The sequence below is a fragment of the Burkholderia sp. Ac-20384 genome, assembly GCF_017104605.1.
GTDB lineage: Bacteria > Pseudomonadota > Gammaproteobacteria > Burkholderiales > Burkholderiaceae > Burkholderia > Burkholderia lata.
In genome coordinates this window covers 1-23,240 of sequence record NZ_JAAGPE010000149.1, presented here as the reverse complement: position 1 = coordinate 23,240, position 23,240 = coordinate 1, and the positions used below count along the sequence as shown (strand labels likewise).

General features: G+C 68.0%; 17 protein-coding genes and 1 pseudogene. 7 read left to right on the top strand and 11 right to left on the bottom strand.

Annotation, left to right across the window (positions count from 1 at the left end):
- The 4 genes and pseudogenes from G3O00_RS24540 to G3O00_RS24525 all read right to left on the bottom strand — a co-directional run.
- Positions 1-944 (bottom strand): annotated as a pseudogene (locus G3O00_RS24540) (hypothetical protein); the annotation flags it as partial.
- 193 nt (positions 945-1,137) lie between these two features.
- Positions 1,138-1,563, bottom strand: a complete 426-nt coding sequence (locus G3O00_RS24535) for a GNAT family N-acetyltransferase (RefSeq protein WP_206144573.1) — start codon at positions 1,561-1,563, stop codon at positions 1,138-1,140.
- Between the two features lie 55 nt (positions 1,564-1,618).
- On the bottom strand, positions 1,619-2,479 hold the full coding sequence (locus tag G3O00_RS24530) for a MurR/RpiR family transcriptional regulator (protein WP_174935138.1): 861 nt from the start codon (positions 2,477-2,479) through the stop codon (positions 1,619-1,621).
- A 55-nt stretch (positions 2,480-2,534) separates the two neighbouring features.
- The gene (locus tag G3O00_RS24525) at positions 2,535-2,888 is read right to left on the bottom strand and encodes a NirD/YgiW/YdeI family stress tolerance protein (RefSeq protein ID WP_206144572.1); all 354 of its coding nucleotides are present in this window, start codon (positions 2,886-2,888) and stop codon (positions 2,535-2,537) included.
- Positions 2,889-3,120: 232 nt separating this feature from the next.
- Between G3O00_RS24525 and G3O00_RS24520 the strand changes: the two genes are divergently transcribed.
- Both G3O00_RS24520 and G3O00_RS24515 read left to right on the top strand, forming a co-directional pair.
- Positions 3,121-3,783 (top strand): response regulator, encoded by a 663-nt coding sequence (locus tag G3O00_RS24520; RefSeq protein ID WP_011354376.1) that lies wholly within the window; start codon positions 3,121-3,123, stop codon positions 3,781-3,783.
- Complete coding sequence (locus G3O00_RS24515; protein ID WP_174935137.1) at positions 3,780-5,156, top strand: ATP-binding protein; 1,377 nt, start codon at positions 3,780-3,782, stop codon at positions 5,154-5,156. Before G3O00_RS24520 ends, G3O00_RS24515 begins: the two co-directional genes overlap by 4 nt.
- Positions 5,157-5,306: 150 nt before the next feature.
- Here G3O00_RS24515 and G3O00_RS24510 read toward each other — a convergent pair whose 3' ends face one another.
- On the bottom strand, positions 5,307-5,813 hold the full coding sequence (locus G3O00_RS24510; RefSeq protein ID WP_206144571.1) for a hypothetical protein: 507 nt from the start codon (positions 5,811-5,813) through the stop codon (positions 5,307-5,309).
- A gap of 176 nt (positions 5,814-5,989) precedes the next feature.
- On the opposite strand from G3O00_RS24510, the gene G3O00_RS24505 reads away from it, so the two are divergent.
- The 4 genes from G3O00_RS24505 (at position 5,990) to G3O00_RS24490 (ending at position 7,628) form a co-directional block, all read left to right on the top strand.
- The gene (locus G3O00_RS24505) at positions 5,990-6,436 is read left to right on the top strand and encodes a MarR family winged helix-turn-helix transcriptional regulator (RefSeq protein ID WP_041493214.1); all 447 of its coding nucleotides are present in this window, start codon (positions 5,990-5,992) and stop codon (positions 6,434-6,436) included.
- 40 nt (positions 6,437-6,476) lie between these two features.
- A complete protein-coding gene (locus G3O00_RS24500; protein WP_206144570.1) occupies positions 6,477-6,845 on the top strand; it encodes an antibiotic biosynthesis monooxygenase family protein in 369 nt (122 codons plus the stop codon).
- A gap of 170 nt (positions 6,846-7,015) precedes the next feature.
- Positions 7,016-7,180, top strand: coding sequence for a hypothetical protein (locus tag G3O00_RS24495; RefSeq protein ID WP_206144569.1), 165 nt, complete (start codon positions 7,016-7,018; stop codon positions 7,178-7,180).
- Between the two features lie 247 nt (positions 7,181-7,427).
- On the top strand, positions 7,428-7,628 hold the full coding sequence (locus G3O00_RS24490; protein WP_041493212.1) for a membrane protein: 201 nt from the start codon (positions 7,428-7,430) through the stop codon (positions 7,626-7,628).
- Positions 7,629-8,108: 480 nt separating this feature from the next.
- Here the strand turns inward: G3O00_RS24490 and blaPEN-bcc are convergent, their stop codons facing one another.
- Positions 8,109-9,056 (bottom strand): PEN family class A beta-lactamase, Bcc-type, encoded by a 948-nt coding sequence (blaPEN-bcc, locus tag G3O00_RS24485; protein WP_206144568.1) that lies wholly within the window; start codon positions 9,054-9,056, stop codon positions 8,109-8,111.
- A 128-nt stretch (positions 9,057-9,184) separates the two neighbouring features.
- Between blaPEN-bcc and penR the strand changes: the two genes are divergently transcribed.
- Entirely contained in the window at positions 9,185-10,072 is an 888-nt protein-coding gene (penR, locus tag G3O00_RS24480) for a beta-lactamase transcriptional regulator PenR (RefSeq protein WP_206144567.1), read from the top strand.
- A 499-nt stretch (positions 10,073-10,571) separates the two neighbouring features.
- Here penR and G3O00_RS24475 read toward each other — a convergent pair whose 3' ends face one another.
- The 5 genes from G3O00_RS24475 to G3O00_RS24455 all read right to left on the bottom strand — a co-directional run bounded on the left by G3O00_RS24475 (position 10,572) and on the right by G3O00_RS24455 (position 22,919).
- A complete protein-coding gene (locus tag G3O00_RS24475; protein ID WP_011354368.1) occupies positions 10,572-10,823 on the bottom strand; it encodes a hypothetical protein in 252 nt (83 codons plus the stop codon).
- Positions 10,824-10,919: 96 nt separating this feature from the next.
- Positions 10,920-13,142, bottom strand: a complete 2,223-nt coding sequence (locus G3O00_RS24470; protein WP_206144566.1) for an amylo-alpha-1,6-glucosidase — start codon at positions 13,140-13,142, stop codon at positions 10,920-10,922.
- 152 nt (positions 13,143-13,294) lie between these two features.
- On the bottom strand, positions 13,295-20,404 hold the full coding sequence (locus G3O00_RS24465; RefSeq protein ID WP_206144565.1) for an autotransporter-associated beta strand repeat-containing protein: 7,110 nt from the start codon (positions 20,402-20,404) through the stop codon (positions 13,295-13,297).
- A gap of 594 nt (positions 20,405-20,998) precedes the next feature.
- Positions 20,999-21,658 carry a YdcF family protein gene (locus tag G3O00_RS24460; RefSeq protein WP_206144564.1) on the bottom strand — a complete coding sequence of 220 codons (660 nt, stop codon included), beginning with the start codon at positions 21,656-21,658 and terminating at the stop codon, positions 20,999-21,001.
- A 220-nt stretch (positions 21,659-21,878) separates the two neighbouring features.
- Positions 21,879-22,919 (bottom strand): rod shape-determining protein, encoded by a 1,041-nt coding sequence (locus tag G3O00_RS24455; protein WP_011354364.1) that lies wholly within the window; start codon positions 22,917-22,919, stop codon positions 21,879-21,881.
- Between the last annotated feature and the right edge of the window lie 321 nt (positions 22,920-23,240).

Here is a 23,240-nt window from a genome sequence, read left to right as displayed (position 1 = left end):
CCCCAGGTCTGCGCCAGCCCCGCGCCGGGCGGCTCGTTCGGGTCGCCGCCATGCGCGAGCAGCAGTTCGAGCGCATCCGCGTCGCGCATGTCGAACGCGCGCCGCAACGCATTCGTCCCGCCCACCCGCGCGCCGTGTTCGAGCAGCACGCGCGTACAGGCCGGATTCTCCACCGAGTGATACAGAGATTCGCCGTCGTTCGGGTCGGCACCGGCTTCCAGCAGCATGGCGGTGAGAACCGGATCGCGATTGACGCCTGCCGCGCCGTACAGGGCCGACAGCGGCTCCGCTTCGTCGGGCTCGGCGAGCGAAGCCGGCGGAAAGCGGTTGCCGATCCGCTGGTTCGGATCGGCGCCGGCATCGAGCAGGAGACGCGCGCAAGCGCGCAGCCGCGCGGCAAACTCGGGAAGCTGCCCGAGCCGCGAATGGGTGACGGCGACCAGCGGCGGCAACTTCAGCACGCCGCCGGCGCGCGCGATCCAGCCGGGATCGGCGGCCAGTGCCGCCTTTACGGCATCGAGGTCGCCGGCCGCGCAGGCGACGGTCGGATCGCCCGCAACGAGATCGGGATGGTCGAGCAGCAATTGCGCGGCGACGCGCGGCCGGGGTGCGTCGTAGCCGCCGGTCACGTCGCCGCCGTAGGCCAGGTCGAGCCAGCGCCGGATCAGCGCCGACCGCTGTTGCCCCGCCAGCGCATGCGTTTCGACGAACGCGCCGAGATCGGCCCATGACGCAAAACCGTACTCGCGCGCGATGCAGGATTGCGCGTCGTGCAGCCGGAGCCCGAGCGCGAGCGCTTCGTCGTGCGTGCGGTTCGCGGCAGCGGGGAGAAACCGGACAAAGCGTGCGACGGCATCGGCGTCACCTTGCCGGTACAGGCGCAACAATGCCTTGGCCTGCTTTTTCAGATGATCGGGATTGGCCTTGGGAGGCAGCTTTTTCATGCGAATCCTCGTGCAGTGAATGGCCGAAGGTCCGCAATACCGCCAGCACAAAGGACAGGGGGAAAGCTGAATTTGCTGCGACAGGTGGGTTCAACCCTTTCCGCGGACCCGGAAGCGACCTGCATCGCTGACCGGTATCCTAGGCGACGGCCGGCGACGTCGTCAACCGTGCCGCGCCATGCGGCCGCGATGCTCAGCCCGTGAGCGTCTTCGTCAGGAAAATGCGCGTGTGCCCGACCGGATAGTCCGGCAACTCGCCGAAGCGGACATAGCCGCGTTTCTCGTAGAACGGCCGCGCCTGGAAGTCGAACGTGTCGAGCCACGCGCTGTGGCAGCCGCGCGCGACGGCTTCCGCCTCGGCCAGATCCATGATGCGCGTGCCCGCGCCCTGGCCGCGCGCGGCCTCGGGCACCACGAGCAGGTCGACATGCAGCCAGCCGTATGCCGTGCTGCCCCACAGGCCACCGACCACCGCGCCGTCGCCATCGGTCACGACCACGGCCAGCGGACGGGCGTCGTTCGGGCCCGCCTGGCTTTCGTTGAACCGGACGAGCGGCGCGACGATCTGCTTGCGAACGTTCGCGTCGCCCGCGTCCGTCACCTCGTATGTGAACGTCATCGGCTGAATCCGCTTGAATCGACAATAAGAATGCGTTGAAGCCGGTCGACCGGCGTCAAACGACGTAAGCGCCCTTCGCGTGCAGTTCCGCTTCCGTGCGCTCGAGCGCGGCGACCGCATCGCTGCCTTCGAGCGCCAGCAACTGCGCGACCAGCGCTTCGGCCATCGCGTGCGCGGCGACCAGCGACGGGAAGAACGACGGGCTGTCGTGCGTGAAGATCAGTTGCGCATCCGCGTGCAGTGCAATCGGCGACACCGCGCTGTCGGTGATCGCGACGATCCGGCTGCCCTGCTCCTTCGCGGCCTGCGCGACGCGGGTCGCTTCCGCCGAATACGGCGCGAAGCTGACGACGACGGTCACGCTCTGCTTCGCGATCGTCCGCAGTTCCATTTCGAGCGAGCCGGCCACGCCGTTGAGCAGCGACACGGTCGGACGGAACAGCCGGTAGCCGTACACGAAGCCGAACGCGACCGGATAGCACGAGCGAAACCCCGCGACGTGCACGTGCGACGCCTTGCGGATCAGTTTCGCGGCATCGGCGAGCGCATGCTCGTTCTGCGCGGCGGTGGCCGACAGGTTGTGCTGTTGCGCGGCGAGCAGGTCGTGCGCGAGCGACGCCTTCGCGTCGGGCCGCACGAGCGAGCGCGCCCGCTGCGTGAGCGGCTCGGGGCGCGTGCGCACGCGTGCGACGCACAGGTCGCGCAGCTCGTTCCAGCCGGGGAAGCCGAATTGCTGCGCGAGCCGCACGAGCGACGCGGGCTGCACCTGCGCGCGCTGGGCGACCTTGCGCATCGACGAGGTGGCGACTTCGTCGGGATGATCGAGGAGGAAGGCAGCGCCCGCCTGGAATTGCGGGCTCAGCTCGGAAAATTGCGCCCGGATCCGGGACGCGAGTTCGTCGAAATTGGCGGCCATCTTGATGGGAACGGGAACCGGTCGTCCATGGTATCACCGGCCCCGCGCGCACCGGTCAGCGCAGCACTTCCACGTGATCGGCGTCGACCTTCACGCTGCCCGACCATTTGCGCTCGAATTCGCCGGTCACTTTCACTTCACTCTTGTCGCTGACGGGCTGGCCGGCCGTCCACAGCTTGTGGTCGATCTCGACGCGGATCGTGCCGGTCGCATCGGCGAATTCGTAATCCTCGCCGCCGACATGCTTGACGATGCGGCCCTGCAACTGCACGTGCTGGTCGTCCTTGCCGTTCGCGAGCAGTTCCTTCACTGTCGTCGTGGTCAGCGTGGACGGCCCCGTGTATTGCGCGTAGACGGCGGCGGGCAGCGTGGCGAGCGCAATCGTCAGGATTCTGGCCAGGTGTTTCATGATCGTGGTCCTCTTCTTCGATGGGATGCCGCGCCCCGTTGGACGCGACGGCGCCAGATTACGGACCGTAAGATTAAGCAAACCTGAAGGCCGCGCCGAAGCAACACGGCGCCGCATCGGACGCCTGCGCAAGCCCGCCGCGCGCCGCCCGCATTTAAGGTCCACCTAAGACACGGGCGCTTATCATGGGAACCCCGGGTGCCACGGCACCCCGTTGAAGAGACACCAATTCATGCGCGTATTGCTCGTCGAGGACGATCCGCTGATCGGCAGCGGGCTCGAACAGGGCCTCAAACAGGAAGGCTTCGCGGTCGACTGGGTGAAGGACGGCGACGCCGCGTCCCTCGCGCTGCGCGCGACCGGCTACGGCCTGCTGCTGCTCGATCTCGGGCTGCCGAACCGCGACGGCCTGTCGGTGCTCGCCGCGCTGCGCCGCCGCGACGAGAACCTTCCCGCGATCATCATCACCGCGCGCGACGGCGTGCCCGACCGCATCGCAGGCCTCGACAGCGGCGCGGACGACTATCTCGTCAAGCCGTTCGAGCTCGACGAGCTGCTCGCCCGCATCCGCGCCGTGAACCGCCGCCATGCGGGCCGCGCGCAGACGACGCTCGTGATCGGCCCGCTGCGGCTCGACCCCGTCAAGCACCTCGTCTGGCTCAACGACGACGAAGTGCCGCTGTCGCCGAAAGAGTTCGTGCTGCTGCACGAGCTGATGCGCGACCCGGGCGCGGTGATTTCGCGCGAGCAGTTCGAGGAGCGGCTATACAGCTGGGGCGAGGAAATCGAGAGCAACGCCGTGCAGGTGCATATCCACAACCTGCGCAAGAAACTCGGCCACGACATGATCCGCACGGTGCGCGGCGTCGGCTACCGGATCGGTGACGGCGCATGACGCGCATGCAACAGGCGATCGCGCGCTGGCGCAACGCGTCGCTGCGGCGGCGCCTGCTGACGTGGCTGATGCCGGCCGCGTGCGTGATCGGCCTCGTCGCGAGTGCAGGCACCTACTGGGGCGCGCTGCGCGAGCTGGACGACCTGCTCGACGACCAGATGCGCAGCATGTCGAAGCAGATCGTCGTCGGCCCGAACGGCGAGCTGTCGTTCAGCAACCACGCCAACGGCAAGCACGGCTTCGAGGCGAGCGACCCCGACGCGGTGCTGCTGCAGGTCTGGCGCAACGGCACGCTCGTGTATTCGACCGACCGCGATTCGAATCTGCCGCCGCCCGAGCAGAAAGGCATTGCGAGCGTCGACGTCGACGGCCAGCCGTGGCGCACCTATGTCACCGAGCGCGGCGGCACGACGATCCGGCTCGCGCAGGCCCGCCATGCGCGATGGGAAGCGATCGCGGGCATCGCGGTGCACCTGCTCTGGCCGGTGTTCTCGATGCTGCCGCTGCTCGCAATCGGCCTGTGGTTCGGCATCGGCGCGGGGCTGCGGCCGCTGCGCTCGATTGCATCCGGCCTCAAACGCAGGAATGCGAACAATCTGGAACCGGTCGACGTCGGCTCGATGCCGAACGAAGTCCGTCCGCTCGCCGAAGCGATCAACGACCTGCTCGCGCGCCTCGACCGCTCGTTCACGCTGCAGCGGCACTTCATCGCCGATGCCGCGCACGAATTGCGCACGCCGATCATGGGGCTGTCGATCCAGTCGCAGTTGCTGCGGCGCGCGTCGACCGCCGAGGAACGCGAGCACATCCTCGCGCAGATCCATGCAGGCACGACGCGCCTCGGCCACCTCGCCGAGCAGTTGCTGACGCTCGCGCGCCTCGAGCCCGATGCGCAGGCGGCCGCGTCCGCGTCGGCGCCCGTCGATCTCGCCGCGCTGTGCCGGTCGGTGGTGTCGGATCGCACGCGCGTCGCCGACGCGCACCGGATCGATCTCGGCGCGATCGTGTCGACGCCCGTGATGACGTCGGGCAATGCGGACACGCTGCGCGTGCTGCTGAACAACCTCGTCGACAACGCGATCCGCTATGCGGGCGACGGCGCGCGTGTCGATGTGTCCGCACGCATCGACGGCACGACGCCCGTGCTCGAAGTCGCCGACGACGGCCCCGGGATCCCTGAAGCCGAGCGCACCGACGTGTGGGAACGCTTCTATCGCGGCGAAGGCGCGCAGGCCGTCACGTCGTCGGGCAGCGGGCTCGGGCTGTCGATCGTCAAGCGGATCGCCGAACAGCATCGCGCGACGGTCGCGCTCGGCACCACGCCCGGCGGACGCGGGCTGACCGTCACGGTGCGCTTTCCGCAGCCGGCCTGACGCGCGCGACGCACGACGCGTGGCTTTTCCACAGATTGTGTTGGCAAGCTTGTGGACAACCTGCCATTAACGGCACCAAGCCATTGATCGGAAAGGGTTTGCCGGTCGTGCGCGGCAAATGCGCCAGCCCGGACCGGCTACGCACGCGGTTCAGTTGTCGTCGACGATCCGCTCGATCCGCAGGCCGGTCGAGGTTTCGAGAATGCTGGCGTGCTGCTCGACGCGGCAATACAGACGTCCCTTCGGATAGTCGTCCGGCCTGGGGCGCGTGCGATCCTCGACATGAACGACGACGGTGCCGCCGCTCGGATACGCACCGACTTGTTCGCCCATGTAATAGAGCTGGCCGTTCAACTGGTAATAGCCGTGCCCCAGATACCAGAACGAGTCCTTCTCCGTCGCGATCGGGTGGTGCCCGAGGTAGATCGCGTTGCCCTTCCTGACGATCGGGTAGAACAGCAAGCCGATTTGCGGTTCGATGACGGTGTAGTGATGGGCACGGATATCGTCGAGCACCTTGTCGCGAAGTTCGTCGCTCAGGTAGGTACTACGGCCGAAATACTCGGTGTGATGGTACGCAGGCTGACAGGCATGCGCGCTCGTGCCGCACGCCGCCACCACCAACGGTACGGCGATCGTTTTCCAGATCGTTCTCACTGATTTCTCTCCAGGTTCTTTATTGTCGGCCCGCCATCCGGCGCGGCAAATGTTACCGGTGCCGGATCGCGCCGCCAGTTTACCGGCCCGCTTTCGTTCAGGGATGTCCATTCGTCTAATTGACAACCAGTTGTCCAATGCGTAAAGTGGTTGTCAATTCATCCCGTAGATCGAACATGACGAAATCCGCGAAGTTGACCGCCGTCGCGCTGTCCGTATTCCGCTTGAACGGCCTGCTGATCGAATGGGGCAACACCTTTGCGGGGCCGCACGGCCTGACCAGTGCGCGCTGGCAGGTGCTGGGCGCCATCTCGCTGGCGCCGGACGCCCCGAACATTCCGCAGATTGCCGACGCGATGGGCATCACGCGGCAGGCCGTGCTGAAGCAGGTCAACGTGCTGACCGACGAAGGGCTGGTGCAGTCGCTGCCCAACCCGGCGCACAAGCGCTCGCCCCTGTACGCGCTGACGCCTCGCGGCGAGGCGGCCTACCAGGCCGTGGTCGAGCAGTGGCAACAGCATGTCCGCGACATCGCCGGCGACTTCAGTTCGACTGACCTGGATGCGGCAATCCGCGTGCTGTCGGCGATGTCCCGCGCGCATGGTGCCGATGCACCGGCGTGAGCGCTCAATCTCCCCCTCCCCCTCACCCGAAGGAGTTCCCATGCCTCATTTCAAGCCGATGGATCCGGCCTTTCCGATCCAGCAACAGATCGCCATCGACGCGGAGCCGGTTGTCCTCGTCAACGTGTTCACGTTGGCCGCCGCCGACGAAGCGGACTTTCTCGCCGTGTGGAAGGACGACGCCGAATTCATGAAGCGGCAGCCGGGATTCATCTCGACCCAGTTGCATCGCGCGCTCGGCGACAGTCCGACTTACCTGAACTACGCGATCTGGGAATCGACCGCGGCGTTTCGCGCGGCCTTCACGCATCCCGAGTTCGTCGCCAAGCTGTCGGCCTATCCGTCGTCCGCCGTCGCGAGCCCGCACCTGTTCCAGAAGGTCGGCGTGGCCGGTATCTGCACGGCGTGAGGGCGCGCGTGAATCGGGGAACGCGTGGCATTCGCGGGTGGGTTGCGCGTCGCTCGCGCACCCCGACTTCTCCACAGAAAATGTTGGCAAGCTTGTGGATATCCTGCGCACCGCAACGCTAAGCCCTTGATCCGATGGACTTTGGCACGCGTGATGCAGACGAGGCCCCGATGACGGCCAGCACCTGCACCGCATCGCCGCACTTCGCATCACGACGCCACGACGATGCACGCCGCAGCCGGTTCACACGTGCCCGCCATGCGCAGCGCCACTTACCCACAGATTTTGTTGGCAAGCTTGTGGATATCCTGCGCAAGCCTGCGCTAACCCGTTGATCGGGCTACGGTTCATGCGCGGCGTCACGGTTGCGGCACCGTGCGGCCCGAGCCTGCGCGCAGGCGGACGATCCCGCGCAACAGCGGCGCAACAGCAGCGCATTACCGCCGCCTTGACGCTCGTGCCTGCCACGCGTCAAGATCACGCGAGCCGCACGCAGGCGCGCATCGCCGGCTTCGCGCGACGGCTCAACGGCCCGGCCGTTCCGCCGGTGCCGCACCACGACACCTCACTCCGAGGAAGACCATGGAACACTTCACTGCGTGGCAGCTGGTCGTCTCAATCGTGCTGGTCGCCGTCGTCATCTATCCGTACGTCCGCATCGTCCGGCGCACCGGGCATTCGGGCTGGTGGATCCTGACGATGTTCGTCCCGGTCCTGAACTTCATCATGTTGTGGGTGTTCGCGTTCGCGCGCTGGCCGACCGTCGACGATCGGCAGCCCTGACCGTCGCCGCCGCGGCCGCGCGGCTTGTCCACAGATTTTGTTGGCAAGCATGTGGATAGCCTGCGCATACCGCGACCAAGCGCTTGATCCGAAAGACTTTGTCCGCGCCGCTTCAAATGCGGCACGCAGCCGGAAAAGTGCCGCACACACGCCCATTCAGCATGTGGCGTGGCGCGTTCCGCGCGTGTGAACCGGCTTGTCCACAGATTGTGTTGGCAAGCATGTGGATAGCCTGCGCATACCGAGGCCAAGCGCTTGATCCGAAAGACTTTGTCCGCGCCGCCTCAAACGCGGCACGGCGGCCCGCGCCACGCCGGATGCGGCCGCGCGCGAGCTTGTCCACAATTTTTGTTGGCAAGCATGTGGATATCCTGAGCATGCGTGACCTAAGTCGTTGATCGCACAACGTTTGATCACGCGGGTCACGGTTGTGGCACGGCATGCATGCGGGTTGCCTCACGCAAGCCGCGCCGTCCCGCCTCAACCCAATGCCTGGACCACGATGCGCGCGACCGACGCGATCACGTCTTCCTTCGCGCGTGCATCGGCGCTCGCCTGCGTGTAGTACACGACCAGCGCGATCGGCGCACGCGACGGCGACCACACGACACCGGCGTCGTTGGTCGTCCCGTAATCGCCGGTGCCCGTCTTGTCGGCGACCGTCCACCCGGCCGGCACGCCGGCACGAATCCGCTTGTCGCCGACCTTGTTGCCGCGCATCCACGCGACGAGTTGCGCGCGTTGCGCGGCCGGCAGCGCCTCGCCGAGCATCAGTGCGTTCAGGCTCGCGGCCATCGCGGCCGGCGTCGTCGTATCGCGCGGGTCGCCCGGCACCGCGTCATTCAATTCGGTCTCCCATCGATCGAGACGGAACGTGTCGTCGCCGATCGAGCGCGCGTAGGCCGTCACCGCCGACGGGCCGCCCAGCAGCTTGATCAGCAGGTTCGCGGCCGAGTTGTCGCTGTACTGGATCGCGGCCTCGCACAGCGCGGCGACCGTCATGCCGTCACCGACATGCTTCCCCGACACCGGCGAATAGTTGACGAGGTCGGCCTTGGTATAGGTCACGCGCTGTTGCAGCAACGCCGGGCGGTCGACGCTCTGCGCCAGCACGGCCGCGCTCAGCATCGCCTTGAACGTGCTGCAGAACGGGAAGCGCTCGTTCTGGCGATGCTCCACGCGCCGGCCGCTCGCGATGTCGATCGCGCACACGCCGAGGCGGCCGCCCGCGCTGCGTTCGAGCGCCGCCAGCGCATCGAACGTCTCCGCGTCTCGCGAGGCCGTCGTGGCCGCTGCCACCGCGGCGGCGGCGTCGCTCGACGGGTCCGGTGCAGCAGTCTGCCGCGACGCGCACGCGGCGACGGTCAACGCGAGCGGCGCCGTCGCAGCGGCCAGCAACAGGGTTCGACGTTTCGATGAGTAGGTCATGTCGGTTGTCTCGTGGTGGAATGTGAGCGAAATGGTGTTGAACGCGCCCGGCCGGCGAGACAGCACTATCGGGACTTTACGGTTGCCTGACAAGCAACGATAATTGAGCGCTGACAAAAGAATTTCTTATGACTAAGCTCCGTCCTCATCTTCCGCTCAATGCGCTGCGCGCGTTCGAATCGTCGGCGCGCCACCTGAACTTCACGCGCGCCGGCCTCGAGCTGAGCGTGACCCAGGCCGCGGTCAGCCAGCAGGTGCGCTCGCTCGAGGAACGGCTCGGCTGCACGCTGTTCACGCGGCTGCCGCGCGGCCTCGGGCTCACCGACGAGGGGCGCGCGCTGCTGCCCGTGCTGAGCGACGCGTTCAGCCGCATCGAGACGGTGCTCAAGCAGTTCGACGGCGGGCGCTTCCACGAGGTGCTGACGCTCGGCGTCGTCGGCACCTTTGCCATAGGCTGGCTAATGCCGCGCTTGAAGCAGTTCGGCGATACGCACCCGTTCGTCGAGCTGCGGATGCGGACCAACAACAACGTCGTCGACCTCGCCGCCGAGGGCCTCGACTTCGCGATCCGCTTCGGCGAAGGCAACTGGCCGACCACGCGCAACGAGCGCCTGCTCGACGCCCCACTCACCGCGCTGTGCGCGCCGGACATCGCGCGGCGCCTCTCGCAGCCAGCCGATCTCGCGAACGAAACGCTGCTGCGCTCGTACCGCATCGACGAATGGCACGGCTGGTTCGATGCCGCGCAGCTTGCGCCGTGGGCGGTCAACGGGCCCGTATTCGATTCGTCGCGGCTGATGGTCGAGGCTGCGATGCAGGGCGCGGGCGTCGCGCTCGCGCCGGCGTGCATGTTCGCGCGCGAACTGCAGCTCGGCCTGCTCGCGCGGCCGCTCGACATCGACGTGCGTGCCGGCGGCTACTGGCTCACCTCGCTGAAGTCGAAGCCGCTCACACCGGCAATGACGCTCTTTCGCGACTGGATCGTGGCCGAAGCGGCCGCTACGGCGCAGGCCTAATGACACGGCCCGGTTTGTCCACAGAAAGTGTTGGCAAGGATGTGGATATCCTGGGTACCCGGGACCTAAGCCCTTGATCGCGCACGAATTAGCGAGCGGACACAGACATCGGGCAGCCTTGTATTCACGGGCTTCGCGAGCCGGCCCGAGGCGGCCCGATCCTCAACTGTCGCGACGCAATCGATTGCGAGTTGTCCACAGAATATGTTGGCAAGCCTGTGGATATCCTTCCGATGCGGCGCGTAACACCCTGATACAAAAGGGGATTCAATACATGGACCTTGCAAGGTCAACCCTGTGGCAGCGCCGGTGCTTTCGACCGGCCCGCGCCACCCCCGGCTCGGGGCCGGACGGTTCTCCACAGATTGTGTTGGCAAGCTTGTGGATATCCTGCGCACCGGCCACCTAACTCATTGAGCGCACGGGGTTTTGTGCTTCATCTACAGAATCGGGCAGCCCCGGCGCAGCCCGTGCGGCACACGCCGGAGCCATCCAGCCATCAATGCCGGTCGAGCCCGCCGCGCAATTCGCTCGCCTTGTCGCGCAGCGCCTCGTAACCCGAGCGCGCATGCTCGGGCAGGTCGGGATCGCCGATCAGCGCGCCGAGCGTTTCGATCAGGCTGAACAGGATGCCCTTCGCCGCGCCGACCGCGATGCTCTGCGATTCGATCGACTTGTGCAGGTGGTCGACCGCCGCTTCCAGATTCTCGAGCTTGTGCTCGCTGTCGTCGGGCCGGTTGTCGGTCGTCATCGTCTACCTCCGCCATCGTTCAAGGGTCATGTCACGATTCTATGCCGCTCGGCGCGAACGTGGCGCGACATCGCGCAACGTTCGCGCAGCGCCGCGCTACAGCACCGCGACCACCTTCACGCGGCCCGGCTGCTCCGCCGACGCGACAACCTGGCCGTCGACACGGCGGAACGTGAGCGACACGGTTTCGTCACCGACGCGCAACGCATCGATCCGCAGCCAGTCGACGCCTTCCGGCAACGCCGGGCGCTCGACGCGCACCTCGTGGCGCGACGCGTCGATGCTCACGCCGAGGCAGGCCTGCAGCATCATGAACGGCGCGCCGGCCGCCCACGCCTGCGGCAGGCAAGCCACCGGATACGCGGTCGGCGGTTCGCCGCGCCGGCGCGGGAACCCGCAGAACAGCTCGGGCAGGCGCATCTCGAAGCTCACCGCCGCCTCGAACAGCGCGCGCAGCAGGTTCACCGCGGCGGTCTTGTCCCCGTAGCGCGCGAGCCCGCGCGCGATCAGCGCATTGTCGTGCGGCCACACCGAGCCGTTGTGATACGCCATCGGGTTGAAGCGCGGCTGGCCGGCCGCGAGCGTGCGGATGCCCCAGCCCGTCTGGAACAGCGTCGAGCCGAGCACGCCGGCGACCGCCGCGCCGCGCTCGGCGTCGGGCAGCCCGAACGCGAGCAGGTGGCCCGCGTTCGATGCGAACACGCGGCACAGATCGCCATGACCGTCGAGCGCGATGCCGTAGAAATCGCCTTCCGGCATCCAGAACAGCGCGTCGACCTGCTCGCGCAGCGTCTTCGCGCGCAACGCGTAGCGCGTGGCGTCGGCCGCGTGACCGCGCCGGTGCGAACACATCGACATCGCATCGAGCGCCGCGCACGCATACGCCTGCACTTCGACGAGCGCGATCGGGCCGTCCGGGAAGCGGCCGTCCGCGTGGAACACCGAATCGTGGCTGTCCTTCCAGCCCTGGTTCGCGAGGCCGCGCTCCGACGTGCGCTGGTAATCGAGCAGTCCGTAAGGATTGCGGTCGCACTTGTCGATCACCCATTGCGCGGCGCGCTCGAGCGCGGGCCACAGCTCGTCGATCAGCGCATCGTCGCCGGTGCGTTCGACGTACGCGCCCGCGAGCACGATGAACAGCGGCGTCGTATCGACCCCGCCGTAATACAGCGCGAACGGCACCTCGCCCGTCGCGGCCATCTCGCTGCGGCGGAACTCGTGCATGATCTTGCCGGGCTCCGCATCGCGGAACGCGGAGGTCTCGCGCGCCTGGTGCTCGGCCAGGAAGCGCAGCACGCCGCGCGCGAGCGACGGCTGCAGCCACAGCATCTGCAAGGACGTGATCACCGCGTCGCGGCCGAACGGCGTCGAGAACCACGGAATGCCCGCATACGGGTACGGCCCCGTGTCGAGCTGCGTCGTGAGCAACCCGAGATCCGCGAGCGAGCGGTCGAGCCACGCGTCGAACAGCGGATTGCCGGTGTTCACGCGCGCCATCGATTCGCGCCGCGCACGCATCTCGCGGTGCACGCCGACGAGCGCGGTGCGCAGCGCGACACGGCCGCATCCCGGCCCTTGCGCATGCACCGGGCCGAGCGTCGCATCGACGGTCAGGTAGATCGACACGCAGGCCTGCGCGGCGATCGTCAGCGTGTAGTCGGCACGATCGACCGACAGCGCGTCGGGTGCCGGCGAAAAATGCACGGTCACGTTGCGCTCGACGCTGTCGAGGCCGTCGTAGCGCATCCGCACCGCGCCCGCGTCGACGCGCGGCGCCACCACGGTGCCGCGCTTCGGACGCTGCGTGCCGCGCACTTCGAACATGTCCTTGAAATCGGCCGCGAACGACAGCGACAGCGGCACCTCGGCTTCGCTCGCGCCGTAGTTCGTCAGCGTCAGCGCTTCGTAAAGCACGTCGCCCGCGAGCACGCGCATCCGCTCGATGTGGATCACGCCCTCGGGCGTTTCGTGGCCCCCGAGCGGCGGCAGCGGACGGTTCGTCAGGTGTGCGGTGAACGATGCGTTGTCGGCGCTCGTCGCGCCCGACAGCAGCGACGGCGCGCGGCCGCCGAAGGTCAGGCGCCACGTCGACAGCACGCGCATGTCATCGACGAACAGGCCGTCGTCATGGCCGCCGATGTCGCCGAGCGCGTCGCTGACCACGAACGCATCGCCGGATTTCAGCACGTACTGGTTGTTGCGCGCCAGGGCCTGCGGATCGGCTTCGGGCGCGATGAATGCAGGGCCCGACGTCGGGGTCGGGGCAGCAGGCGCGACTTGCGGCGCCTGGGTCGTCGTGGCTTCAGCGTGATTCGGCATCGATGCTCCTGTGTCGGGTCGCAACGCGCGGCGCGTCGCGTGTTTGCCACAGGATAGGACAGAACGGGGGACGTGCGCAGCGAGGAAAAAGACGCGATGCCAGGCAACGTTGTCGTCGCCGCATGGCATCGCGCCGGCACGTCAGGCGCTGGTCAGAACTTCCACAGGATGTTGCCGAGAATCGCGTTGTCGCGCACGCCGCTGCCGTACTGGCCGCTGTACGTGAGGCCGAGCGTCAGGCGCTTCGTGATGTTCGCGTCGATGCCGGCCTCGAGCACGGCGCTGTCGCGAGCAATCGGCACGCCCGATACCTGGAACGACGTGCCGCCATTCGCGAACGTGAACGACGACGACGGACTCACGTTGCCGAACGCATGCCGCCAGCCGACCGTCCCGCGCGCGGTGAACGTGCCGCTCGCGATCGAGCCGAGCTGCGACGCCGCGCGCAAGCCGAGCGTCGAGAAGCCGACGTGGGTCGTCTCGCCGCCGGCACGCAACGCGGCCGCGCCACCGGTTTCCGTGTAGCCGTCGGTATGCAGGTTCACATACGCGAGGCCCGCGAACGGCTCGATCGCCACGGGCCCGACCGGCAGCGCGTAGCCGACTTCGCCGAACACCTGCGCCGAATTCGCGTCGTAGCCGGCTGAATCGTGATCGGAGAAGCCCGCAAAGCCCGGCGAACGGTCGCTGTTGATCCGGTACCACGTGTACGACGCGCCGCCGCGCACGCCGAGTGCACCGTACTGCGCGCCGCCGTACAGCGACAGGTAGTAGCTGTTCACCGACGCCGACGAACTCTGGTCGTTGTCGAGCGAGCTGTGCGTGACACCCGCGGCCAGGCCCGCACGCCACTTGTCGTTGAGCGCCATGTCGGCACCGGCGATGAAGCCCGTCATGCTGCGGTTGATCGTCGACGCGTTGCCGTCGCCGGTGAGCCGGCTGCGACCGCCGAACGCCTGCCCCCAGACGACCGGCTGGTAAGGCGTGCCGCCGTAGCAGCCGTCGCGCGAGCCGATCCGGCGTTCCGGCGGCAGCGTCGGGTCGGTCGCGCCGGCCGTATTGTCGCCGCACAAGGCTGCGCCGCCCGACGACAGCGCGGCGAGCGGGCCCGATCCGGGCGCGAGGCCCTGGCGGACGCGATCCGTCACCGCGTCGCGCACATAGCGGCTGTCGAGCAGCAGCATGCTCTTCAGGCTCGCCTGAATTTCACCGTCGAGCAGCCCGTATGCGCGGCGTGCGGTCGCCACGTCGGTCGTCAGTACTGCGTCGTACAGCGGATTGCCGGCGCCGAGCCCGCCGAGCGCGGCGGCGACCGCACGCTGGTTCGGCGTCGTCGCGACGTCGGGCAGCGACGTGCCGTTCTGGACCAGTCGCAGGTACACGTGATTCGGGTCGTAGCTGAGCGTCGGCATCAGGAACGCGTAATTCGCATTCACCTGGCTGAACGCGCCCTGCACGCCCGACGCCGCGGTCACGATCGTGTAGGTCGTGCCCGGCTGGTAGGCGCTCTGGTTCGCGAGCACCTGCACGGCGCCGCCGTTCAGCGTCGCCGTGCCGCTTGCCGCAAGGCTGCCGCTTTGCTGCGGCGACGCCGCGACCTGGAACGTCGAGCCCGGCTGGAACGTGACGTTGCCGCCCACGTTCAGCGCGGCGCCCGGCTGCAACGCGGCCGCCGTCGCGCCGCCCTGCACCACGAGGCCGCCGATCGTGCCGGTGCCCGTGACCGTCGCGCCGTTCTGCACGGTCACGGTCGACTGGCCGAGCGACCCGTTGACGGCGAGCGTGCCCGCGCTGACCGTGGTCGGGCCGCTCAGCGTGCTGGCCCCCGTCAACGTCAGTTGCCCGCTGCCGGCCTGCGTGAGCGAACCCGCACCGGACAGCACGCTCGCAAGCGTCACGTTGCCGGATTGATTGACGATCAGCGCGCCGTTGTCGACGACATTGCCGGCGATGCTGCCCGACGTGCCGCCGTTGCCGAGTTGCAGCGCGCCGCCGGCCGCGATCGTGGTGCCGCCCGTGTACGTGTTCGCGCCCGTCAGCGTCTGGATACCGGTGCCGGCGATCGTCACGCCGCCTGCACCGCCGATCGTCCCGCCGAACGTGCCGTTGCCGCTTCCGTTCAACGTCAGCGCATTGGCGCCGAGATTGACGGTCGCGCCGGCCGCGCCGTTCAACGTGCCGATCGTCTGCGCGCCTGTCGCCCCGCTCGTGTCGAGCGTCGCACCTGCGCCCGCGAGATTCACCGCGCCCGTCGATGCGAGGCTGCCGCCCGCGCCGAGCGCCAGCGTGCTGCCGCCGTTGATCGTCGTGCCGCCCGTGTAGGTGTTCGCGCCCGTCAGCGTCTGCGTGCCGGTGCCGGCGAACGTCACGCCGCCCGCGCCACCGATCGCGCCGCCGAACGTGCCGTTGCCGCTGCCGTTCAGCGTGAGCGCATTCGTGCCGAGGGTCACGTTCGTGCCGGTGCTGCCGCTCAGCGCACCAATCGTCTGTGCGCCCGTCGCGCCGCTCAGGTTGAGCGTCGCCCCCGTGCCGGCGAGATTCACCGCGCTGCCCGATGCGAGGCTGCCGCCCGCGCCGAGTGCCAGCGTTCTGCCGCCGTTGACGGTCGTGCCGCCCGTGTAGGTGTTCGCGCCCGTCAGCGTCTGCGTGCCGGTGCCCGCGAACGTCACGCCGCCCGTCCCGCCGATCGCGCCGCCGAACGTGTTGTTGCCGCTACCGTTCAACGTGAGCGCATTCGCGCCGAGCGTCACGTTCGTGCCGGTGCCACCGGACAGCGTGCCGATCGTCTGCGCGCCCGATGCGCCGCTCAGGTTGAACGTCGCGCCCGTGCCCGCCAGATTCACCGCGCTGCCCGATGCGAGGCTGCCGCCCGCGCCGAGCGCCAGCGTGCTGCCGCCGTTGATGGTCGTGCCACCCGTGTACGTATTTGCGCCCTTCAACGTCTGCGTGCCGGTACCCGCGAACGTCACGCTACCGGTGCCGCCGATCACGCCGCTGAACGTGCCGTTGGTGCTGCCGTTCAACGTCAGCGCATTCGCCCCCAGGTTCACGTTCGTGCCGCCGATGCCGTTCAACGCGCCGATCGTCCGCGGACCCGATGCACCGCTCAGGTTGAACGTCGCGCCGGCGCCCGCGAGATCCACGGCACCCGTTGCGGCCAGGCTGCCGCCCGCGCCGAGCGCCAGCGTGCTGCCGCCGTTGATGGTCGTGCCGCCCGTATAGGTGTTCGCGCCCGTCAGCGTTTGCGTGCCGGTGCCCGCGAACGTCACGCCGCCCGTGCCACCAATCGCACCGCCGAACGTGTTGTTGCCGCTGCCGTTCAGCGTCAGCGTATTCGCGCCGAGCGTCACGTTCGTGCCGGCGCCGCCGGACAGCGTGCCGAGCGTCTGCGGTCCCGATGCGCCGCTCAGGTTGAACGTTGCGCCCGTGCCGGCAAGCGTCACCGCACTGCCCGACGCGAGACTGCCGCCCGCACCGAGCGCCAGCGTGCTGCCGCCGTTGATCGTCGTGCCGCCCGTGTACGTGTTCGTGCCGGACAGCGTTTGCGTGCCCGTGCCGGCCACGGTCAGGCCGCCGGTGCCGCCGATCGTGCCGCTGAAATTGCCGCTGGCGGTCCCGCCCAGCGTCAGGCCGTTCGCGCCGAGGTTCACGGCGGAGCCGGCGACACCGCTCAGCGCGCCGATCGTCTGCGCGCCCGACGCGCCGCTCAGGTCGAAGGTCGCGCCTGCACCGGCCACGTTCACGGCGCCCGTCGCCGACAGGCTGCCGCCGGCACCGAGCGCCAGCGTGCCGGCGTTGATCGTCGTGCCGCCCGTGTAGCTGGCCGCGCTCGTCAGCGTCGTCGTCGCCGCGCCGTTCTTCACGAGGGCACCCGCGCCGGTGAGGCTGCCGTTCAACGTGAGCGCGTTGCTGCCGCCGAGTGTCAGTGTCGAGCCCGTGGCGAGATTGACCGCGTTGTTGACCGACAGGCTCGTGCTCGTGTCGAGCGTCGCCGCGCCGCCGACGTTCAGCGCGCCGCCTCCGAGCGCGCCGCTGTTGCCGAGCACCAGGCCGCCGCTGTTCAGGTTCGTGCCGCCCGTATAGACGTTCACGCCCGTCAGCGTCTGCGTGCCGGTGCCGGCCAGCGTCAGGCTACCCGCCCCGCCGATCACGCCGCTGAAGGTGCCGCTGGCGGTCCCGCCCAGCGTCAGCCCGTTGCCGCCCATGTTGACGATCGTCCCCGCGACACCCGACAGCGCACCGATCGTCTGGGCAGTGGTCGCCGTGCTCAGGTCGAGCGCCGCGCCCGCATTGGCGAGGTTCACCGCGCCGGTCGCCGCCAGGCTGCCGCCCGCGCCCACCGCCAGCGTGCCCGCGTTGATCGTCGTGCCGCCCGTGTAGGTGTTCGCGCCATTCAGCGTCGTGGTCGCCGGGCCATTCTTCACGAGACCGCCCGCGCCGGAAATGCCGCCACTCAACGCGAGTGCATTGCTGCCGCCCAGCGTCAGCGTCGAACCGTTCGCCAGATTGACCGCGTTGGCGACCGACACGCTCGTGTTGGTGTCGAGCGTCGCGGTACCTGCGACGTTCACCGTGCCACTGCCGAGCGCGCCGTTGTTGCCGAGCACGACGCTGCTGCCGCTGTTCAGGTTCGTGCCGCCCGAGTAGGTGCTCGCGCCATTCAGCGTCTGCGTGCCGGTGCCCGCCAGCGTGAGGCTGCCGGTGCCGCCGATCACGCCGCTGAAGGTGCCGCTGGCGGTCCCGCCCAGCGTCAGCCCGTTGCCGCCGAGGTTCACCGCCGAGCCGGCGACACCCGACAGCGCGCCGATCGACTGCGCATGGGTCGCGGCGCTCACGTCGAGCGTCGCACCCGCGCCGGCCAGGTTCACCGCGCCGGTCGCCGCGAGGCTGCCGCCCCCGCTGATCGCCACCGTGCCCGCGTTGATCGTCGTGCCGCCCGTGTAGGTGTTCGCGCCCGTCAACGTCGTGGTCGCCGCACCATCCTTCACGAGACCGCCCGCGCCGGTGATGCCGCCGTTCAGCGTGAGGACGTTGCTGCCGCCCAGTGTCAGCGTCGAACCGGTGGCGAGATTGACTGCGTTGTTGACCGACAGGTTCGCATTCGTATCGAGCGTCGCCGCACCGCCGACGGTCAGCGCGCCCGTGCCGAGCGCCGCGTTGTTGCCGAGCACGAGGCCGCCGGCATTCAGCGTCGTGCCGCCGGTGTAGTTGTTTGCCCCCGACAGCGTCACGGTCGCCGCGCCGTTTTTCACGAGACCGCCGCCACCCGAGACCGTGCCGCTCAGCCCGAGACTGGTGCTGCCGGCAAGCGTCAGCGTCGTGCCGGTGGCGATGTTGACGCCGTTCGCGAGCGACACGTTGGTGGTCGCATCGAGCGTCGCCGGACCGTTGACGTTCACCGCACCGAAGCCGAGCGCCGTATTACTGCCGACGACGAGGTTGCCGCCGTTCAGGTTCGTGCTGCCCGTGTAGGTATTCGTGCCGGACAGCGTCTGCGTGCCGGTGCCCGCGAGCGTCACGCCGCCCGTGCCGCCGATCGTGCCGGCGTACGTCGCATTGCCGCTGCCGTCCAGCGTCAAAGAATTGCCGCCGAGGTTCACGTTCGTGCCGGCCGAACCCGCCAGCGCGCCGATCGTCTGCGTGCCCGAGGCGCCGCTCATGTCGAACGTCGCGCCCGCGCCGGTCAGGTTCACCGTGCCGGTCGCCGCGAGGCTGCCGCCCGCGCTCAGCGCGAGCGTGCCGCTGTTGATCGTCGTGTCGCCGGTGTAGGTATTCGCGCCGCTCAGCGTCAGCGTCGCCGCGCCGTTCTTCACGAGGCCGCCGTTGCCGTTGATGCTGCCGGCCAGTCCGAGATTGTTGCTGCCGCCGACCGTCAGCGTCGTGCCCGTGGCGAGATTGACGGTGTTGTTGAGCGTCGTGTTCGTACTCGAATCGAGCGTGGCCGAGCCATTGACGTTCAGTGCGCCGCTGCCGAGCGACGCGTTGTTGCCGACGACGATGCCGCCCGCGTTCAGGTTCGTGCCGCCCGTGTAGTTGTTCGCGCCGGACAGCGTCAGCGTGCCGCTGTCGTTCTTCGTCAACGCGCCGCCGCCCGACACCGTGCCCGACAGCGTGAGCCCGGTCGCACCCTGCACCGTCAGCCCGCCCGCGTTGAGCGTCACGTTGTTGCTGACATTGAGCCCGGCGGTACCTGCCTGCAGCGCGCCGCCGTTGCCCGTGATGGTGCCGGTGCCGAGCGACGCGTTGTTGTTGATGATCGCGGTGCCGCCGCTCAGCGTCGCGTCCTGCGCGGTCGACGCGCCGTTGATCGTCCAGCTGCCGCTCTGGACGTTCAGGTGATTGAAGTTGATGTAGTTGTTGGCCGCGATCGTGCCGTTCGCACCGGCCCCCTGCTGCAGATTGAGCGTGTTGTCGCCGCCCGCGCCGCCATCGACCGTGCCCGTCGCCGCGACGCCGAGCGTGACCGGGCCGACCGTGATGTTGAGCGCGCCCCCGGTGCCGCCCGCCGTGTTGACCGACGAACCCGTCACCGCGGTGAACGAGTTCGTACTGTTCGCGCCCATCGACACGCTGCCGTTGATCGTGCCCGAGTTGACGAACGAGTTACCCGCGCCGGGCGTGCCGTTCGAACCGAGCGACACGCGGCCGGTGATCGTCCCGCTGTTCGTCATGTTGACCGTGGCGCCGCCGTACGCGGCGACCACGGGCGCATCCGCGCCGGCAAGGGTCGCGCCGACCAGCGCATTCGAGCCGATCGTGCCGGTGTTGTTGATCGTCGACGTGCCGCCGGTGCCGTTCTGGACCGACAGCGCCATGCCCGTCACGCCGCTGATCGCCACGCCGGTCGAGCCGTTCATCGTGCCGTTGTTGATGACGGTGGTGCCGGCACTCGCCGCCGAGTTGCCGATCACCGCGCCGCTCGACAGCACGCCGAGCCCGGTGCCGAGCGCCGACGGGTCGATCGTGCCGTTATTGGTCAACTGGGTGTTGTTGCCCGTCAGCGACATTGCGGTGCCACCGACGCCGAGCAGCACGCCGAGGCTCGCGCCGGCGTTGACGGTGGCATGGATGTTGTTCGCGCTGTTCGAATAGCTCGGCGCCAGCGGGTTGGCGACCCCGGAACAGGTCACCGTGGTGCCCGCCGTGCTGCAGGTCGCATAGGCGGGCACGATACCGGCGCCGGACAGCGCCAGGAAAATGCCCGTCGGCAACAGCAATTTCGGCAACGGCTCGCCGGCTTTTTTCGAACGCGCAAGATTCATGCTTTTCCTCGTTATTGGCTCGTTATTGGAATGGGCATTACCGTGAAACGAAACGATCCGCCGCAGAAAATCTGCGAACAAAAGCGTGCACCCCGGCTGTCGCGATGCGACGTCGGTTAATTCATGGACGAATCTTTATTTGGCCCTGAAAGGCAGGCGTGAAACTAGTCGAATGACATGTCGGTGGCCCCTGTATTTCTGCAGCGATTTTCTGGTTGATTTGATTACCGCCCGGCTTTTTGTCAGACAAGGCTAGTTCAAAAAAACAGGCTTTTCCAGTCGATCTTTTCCCTTTCGGATCAGGGTGCAGCGAGTGCGCATTTTTTACTTATCGGAGCGCTTCAGACAGGTAATTCCGTATGCCGTTTGTCAGCCAATTCGATATTTCCAAAAATCGACCGGGATCGATATATCCGTGAAAACACCGACATCAATGCGATTATCCCCGTCGTCTATTGCAGCGCAATATCCGTACCGCCGGAAAATATCGAAACGAGATAATCCGCACGCAGCCATTCATCAGACAAAAACTTACCTGACATTTACTCGATCCTTTCGATTTCCATCGCACATCGATCGAATGACCCGCATCCCTTACGAAAACAGGCTCATCAGATAAAGCATCGGCCGGAACGAAACGGGCCGTGCATCGGGATTCACCCACAGCCGCACCGCGTACACCGCGTACGCCGGCACTTCACGCCAGCTCGAATAGACATCGCGCAATTGGAAACGGCGCGGATACGCGGCGGAGATGTCCGCCCGCGCGATACCGACGCGCTCGAACGCGAGGCGCGCCCGTGCGAGGTGGTAATACTGGCTGACGATCAGCACGCGCGACTGGCGGTGCGCCTGCAGGTACGCGAGGGTGTGCTGCGCAGTCGCGAGCGTGTTGTCGCCCTGGTCGTCGACGGTGATCCGGTCCGCCGGCACGCCACGCGCCACCAGATAGTCGCGCATCGCGGTCGCCTCGTTCAGCCCGGGGCCGTCGATCGCGCCGCTGACGAGGAACGCCGGGCACTGCCCCGTGCGGTAGCAGCGCACGCCCACGTCGAGCCGGGCGGCGAGCACGGGCTTCGGTGCGCCGGCCTCGTCGAGCGCGTTGCCGAAGATCACGGCGACGTCGGCCGGCTCGCTCGGCATCCGCATCCCGTACGCGACGAGCGCAACGGCCGCGACGATCCAGAGGCAAGCGATGACGGCCAGCAGGCGGCCCATGCGGGCAAACAAGCCCCGTTTGGTGTGGTTTTTCAAGGTTTCGGTCTCTCAGGTCGTCGGGCGTAGCGGCTTGCCCGGCCCCGGACGGGCGCGTAACGCTAGCATGGTGCGCGTTCGGGTGTCCACGCGCCGACCGATACCGGCAGGCGGACGGCAAATCAACCGGAGAAACGTGCCCGGCGAAGCGGGGACGCAATAGGGAGATCGAAGGAATGTGAATGGCCGCGCCGCGATGCACGGCCCGGCACGACGCGGATCAGTCGATCGGGCACATCGTGAGCCGACCCATCGCCTCGCCCGCGCCGCGCACCGCACAGGTGGCCGGCTCATCGGCGATCCGGGCGACGAGCCCCGTCTCGTCGTACAGCAGGCGTTCGAAATCCGCGAGCAGCGCGCCGCCGCCCGTCAGCACCACGCCGCGATTCGCGATGTCGGTCACGAGCTCGGCCGGCGCGTTCTCCAGCACCGACTTCACCGCACCGATCACCTGCTTGAGCGGCGCGACCAGCGCGTCCGCCACATCGTGGTTGGACAGCTCGATCGAGCGCGGCAGGCCGTCGCCGACACCCCGCCCGACCGCGCGCGTCGACCGGCGCGGCACCGCGGTGGTGGCCGAACCGATCGTCTGCTTGACGTGCTCGGCCGTCTGTTCGCCAAGCAGCACGCCATACAGGTTGCGCACATGGTTGACGATCGCCGCGTCGAACTGGTTGCCGCCCACGCGAATCGCTTCGCGGTAGACGATGCCGCCGAGCGCGATCACCGCGACTTCGGTCGTCCCGCCACCGATATCGACGACCATCGAGCCGACCGGCTCGGTCACCGGCAGGCCCGCGCCGAGCCCGGCCGCCAGCGATTCCTCGATCAGTTCGACCTCCGATACACCCGCGGCGAACGCCGCCTCGCGGAGCGCGCGGCGCTCGACGGCCGTCGCATCGGACGGCACGCACAACGTGACCTCGACGCGGCGGCCGAAGCGCGAACGCGTGCGCGACATGTCGATGAAGCTGCGGATCATCTGTTCGGCCGCGTGCGCGTCGGCGATCACGCCGTGCCGCATCGGCCGCACGGCTTCGAGATGCCCCGGTTCGCGGCCGAGCAGCGCCTTCGCGAGCTCGCCGACGGCCTCGAGCGTCGGCCGCGCGTCGGTCGCACCGGCACCGGCCTTGCGGAAGCAGACGACCGACGGCTGGTTCAGCACCACACCGCGTTCGTGCGTATAAATCCGCGTACTCGCCGTTCCAGGGTCGATCGCAACGGGTTGCGCAAACAACTTTCCGAACAGCGGTGTCGACATATCAAACCTTTGTAATCGAACGGGCCAGGGCAGCCGCGCCACGTTTTCGCGGCGCGTCCATGCCGCCCCATCACGAACTTAGCGGCAAATCGTTCCGATACTTTAGGCAATTCCGATGATTTTTTCGCGACTGAATTGTCAAAAATGCCGGTCCGGACGCATCCGGCTACGCAACGGCCTCTCGCATCGCGCCTGTAAAACACGGTAATCTCTCGGTCTTGCCTGCTCCCGGCAGGCCTCAGACGCCCGATCACGCCAGGTATTTCCACCATGACAGCGACCGTTTCCTTCCGCTGGGCGCGGGTGCGCCCGCTTTGCACA

Excerpts from the sequence above, each read along its gene's own strand:
- G3O00_RS24535 (WP_206144573.1), bottom strand. The coding sequence starts at position 1,563 with ATGACGTTCACATACGAGGTGACGGACGCGGGCGACGCGAACGTTCGC.
- G3O00_RS24530 (WP_174935138.1), bottom strand. The coding sequence starts at position 2,479 with ATGGCCGCCAATTTCGACGAACTCGCGTCCCGGATCCGGGCGCAATTT.
- G3O00_RS24525 (WP_206144572.1), bottom strand. The coding sequence starts at position 2,888 with ATGAAACACCTGGCCAGAATCCTGACGATTGCGCTCGCCACGCTGCCC.
- G3O00_RS24520 (WP_011354376.1), top strand. The coding sequence starts at position 3,121 with ATGCGCGTATTGCTCGTCGAGGACGATCCGCTGATCGGCAGCGGGCTC.
- G3O00_RS24515 (WP_174935137.1), top strand. The coding sequence starts at position 3,780 with ATGACGCGCATGCAACAGGCGATCGCGCGCTGGCGCAACGCGTCGCTG.
- G3O00_RS24505 (WP_041493214.1), top strand. The coding sequence starts at position 5,990 with ATGACGAAATCCGCGAAGTTGACCGCCGTCGCGCTGTCCGTATTCCGC.
- G3O00_RS24500 (WP_206144570.1), top strand. The coding sequence starts at position 6,477 with ATGCCTCATTTCAAGCCGATGGATCCGGCCTTTCCGATCCAGCAACAG.
- G3O00_RS24495 (WP_206144569.1), top strand. The coding sequence starts at position 7,016 with ATGACGGCCAGCACCTGCACCGCATCGCCGCACTTCGCATCACGACGC.
- G3O00_RS24490 (WP_041493212.1), top strand. The coding sequence starts at position 7,428 with ATGGAACACTTCACTGCGTGGCAGCTGGTCGTCTCAATCGTGCTGGTC.
- blaPEN-bcc (WP_206144568.1), bottom strand. The coding sequence starts at position 9,056 with ATGACCTACTCATCGAAACGTCGAACCCTGTTGCTGGCCGCTGCGACG.
- penR (WP_206144567.1), top strand. The coding sequence starts at position 9,185 with ATGACTAAGCTCCGTCCTCATCTTCCGCTCAATGCGCTGCGCGCGTTC.
- G3O00_RS24475 (WP_011354368.1), bottom strand. The coding sequence starts at position 10,823 with ATGACGACCGACAACCGGCCCGACGACAGCGAGCACAAGCTCGAGAAT.
- G3O00_RS24470 (WP_206144566.1), bottom strand. The coding sequence starts at position 13,142 with ATGCCGAATCACGCTGAAGCCACGACGACCCAGGCGCCGCAAGTCGCG.
- G3O00_RS24465 (WP_206144565.1), bottom strand. The coding sequence starts at position 20,404 with ATGAATCTTGCGCGTTCGAAAAAAGCCGGCGAGCCGTTGCCGAAATTG.
- G3O00_RS24455 (WP_011354364.1), bottom strand. The coding sequence starts at position 22,919 with ATGTCGACACCGCTGTTCGGAAAGTTGTTTGCGCAACCCGTTGCGATC.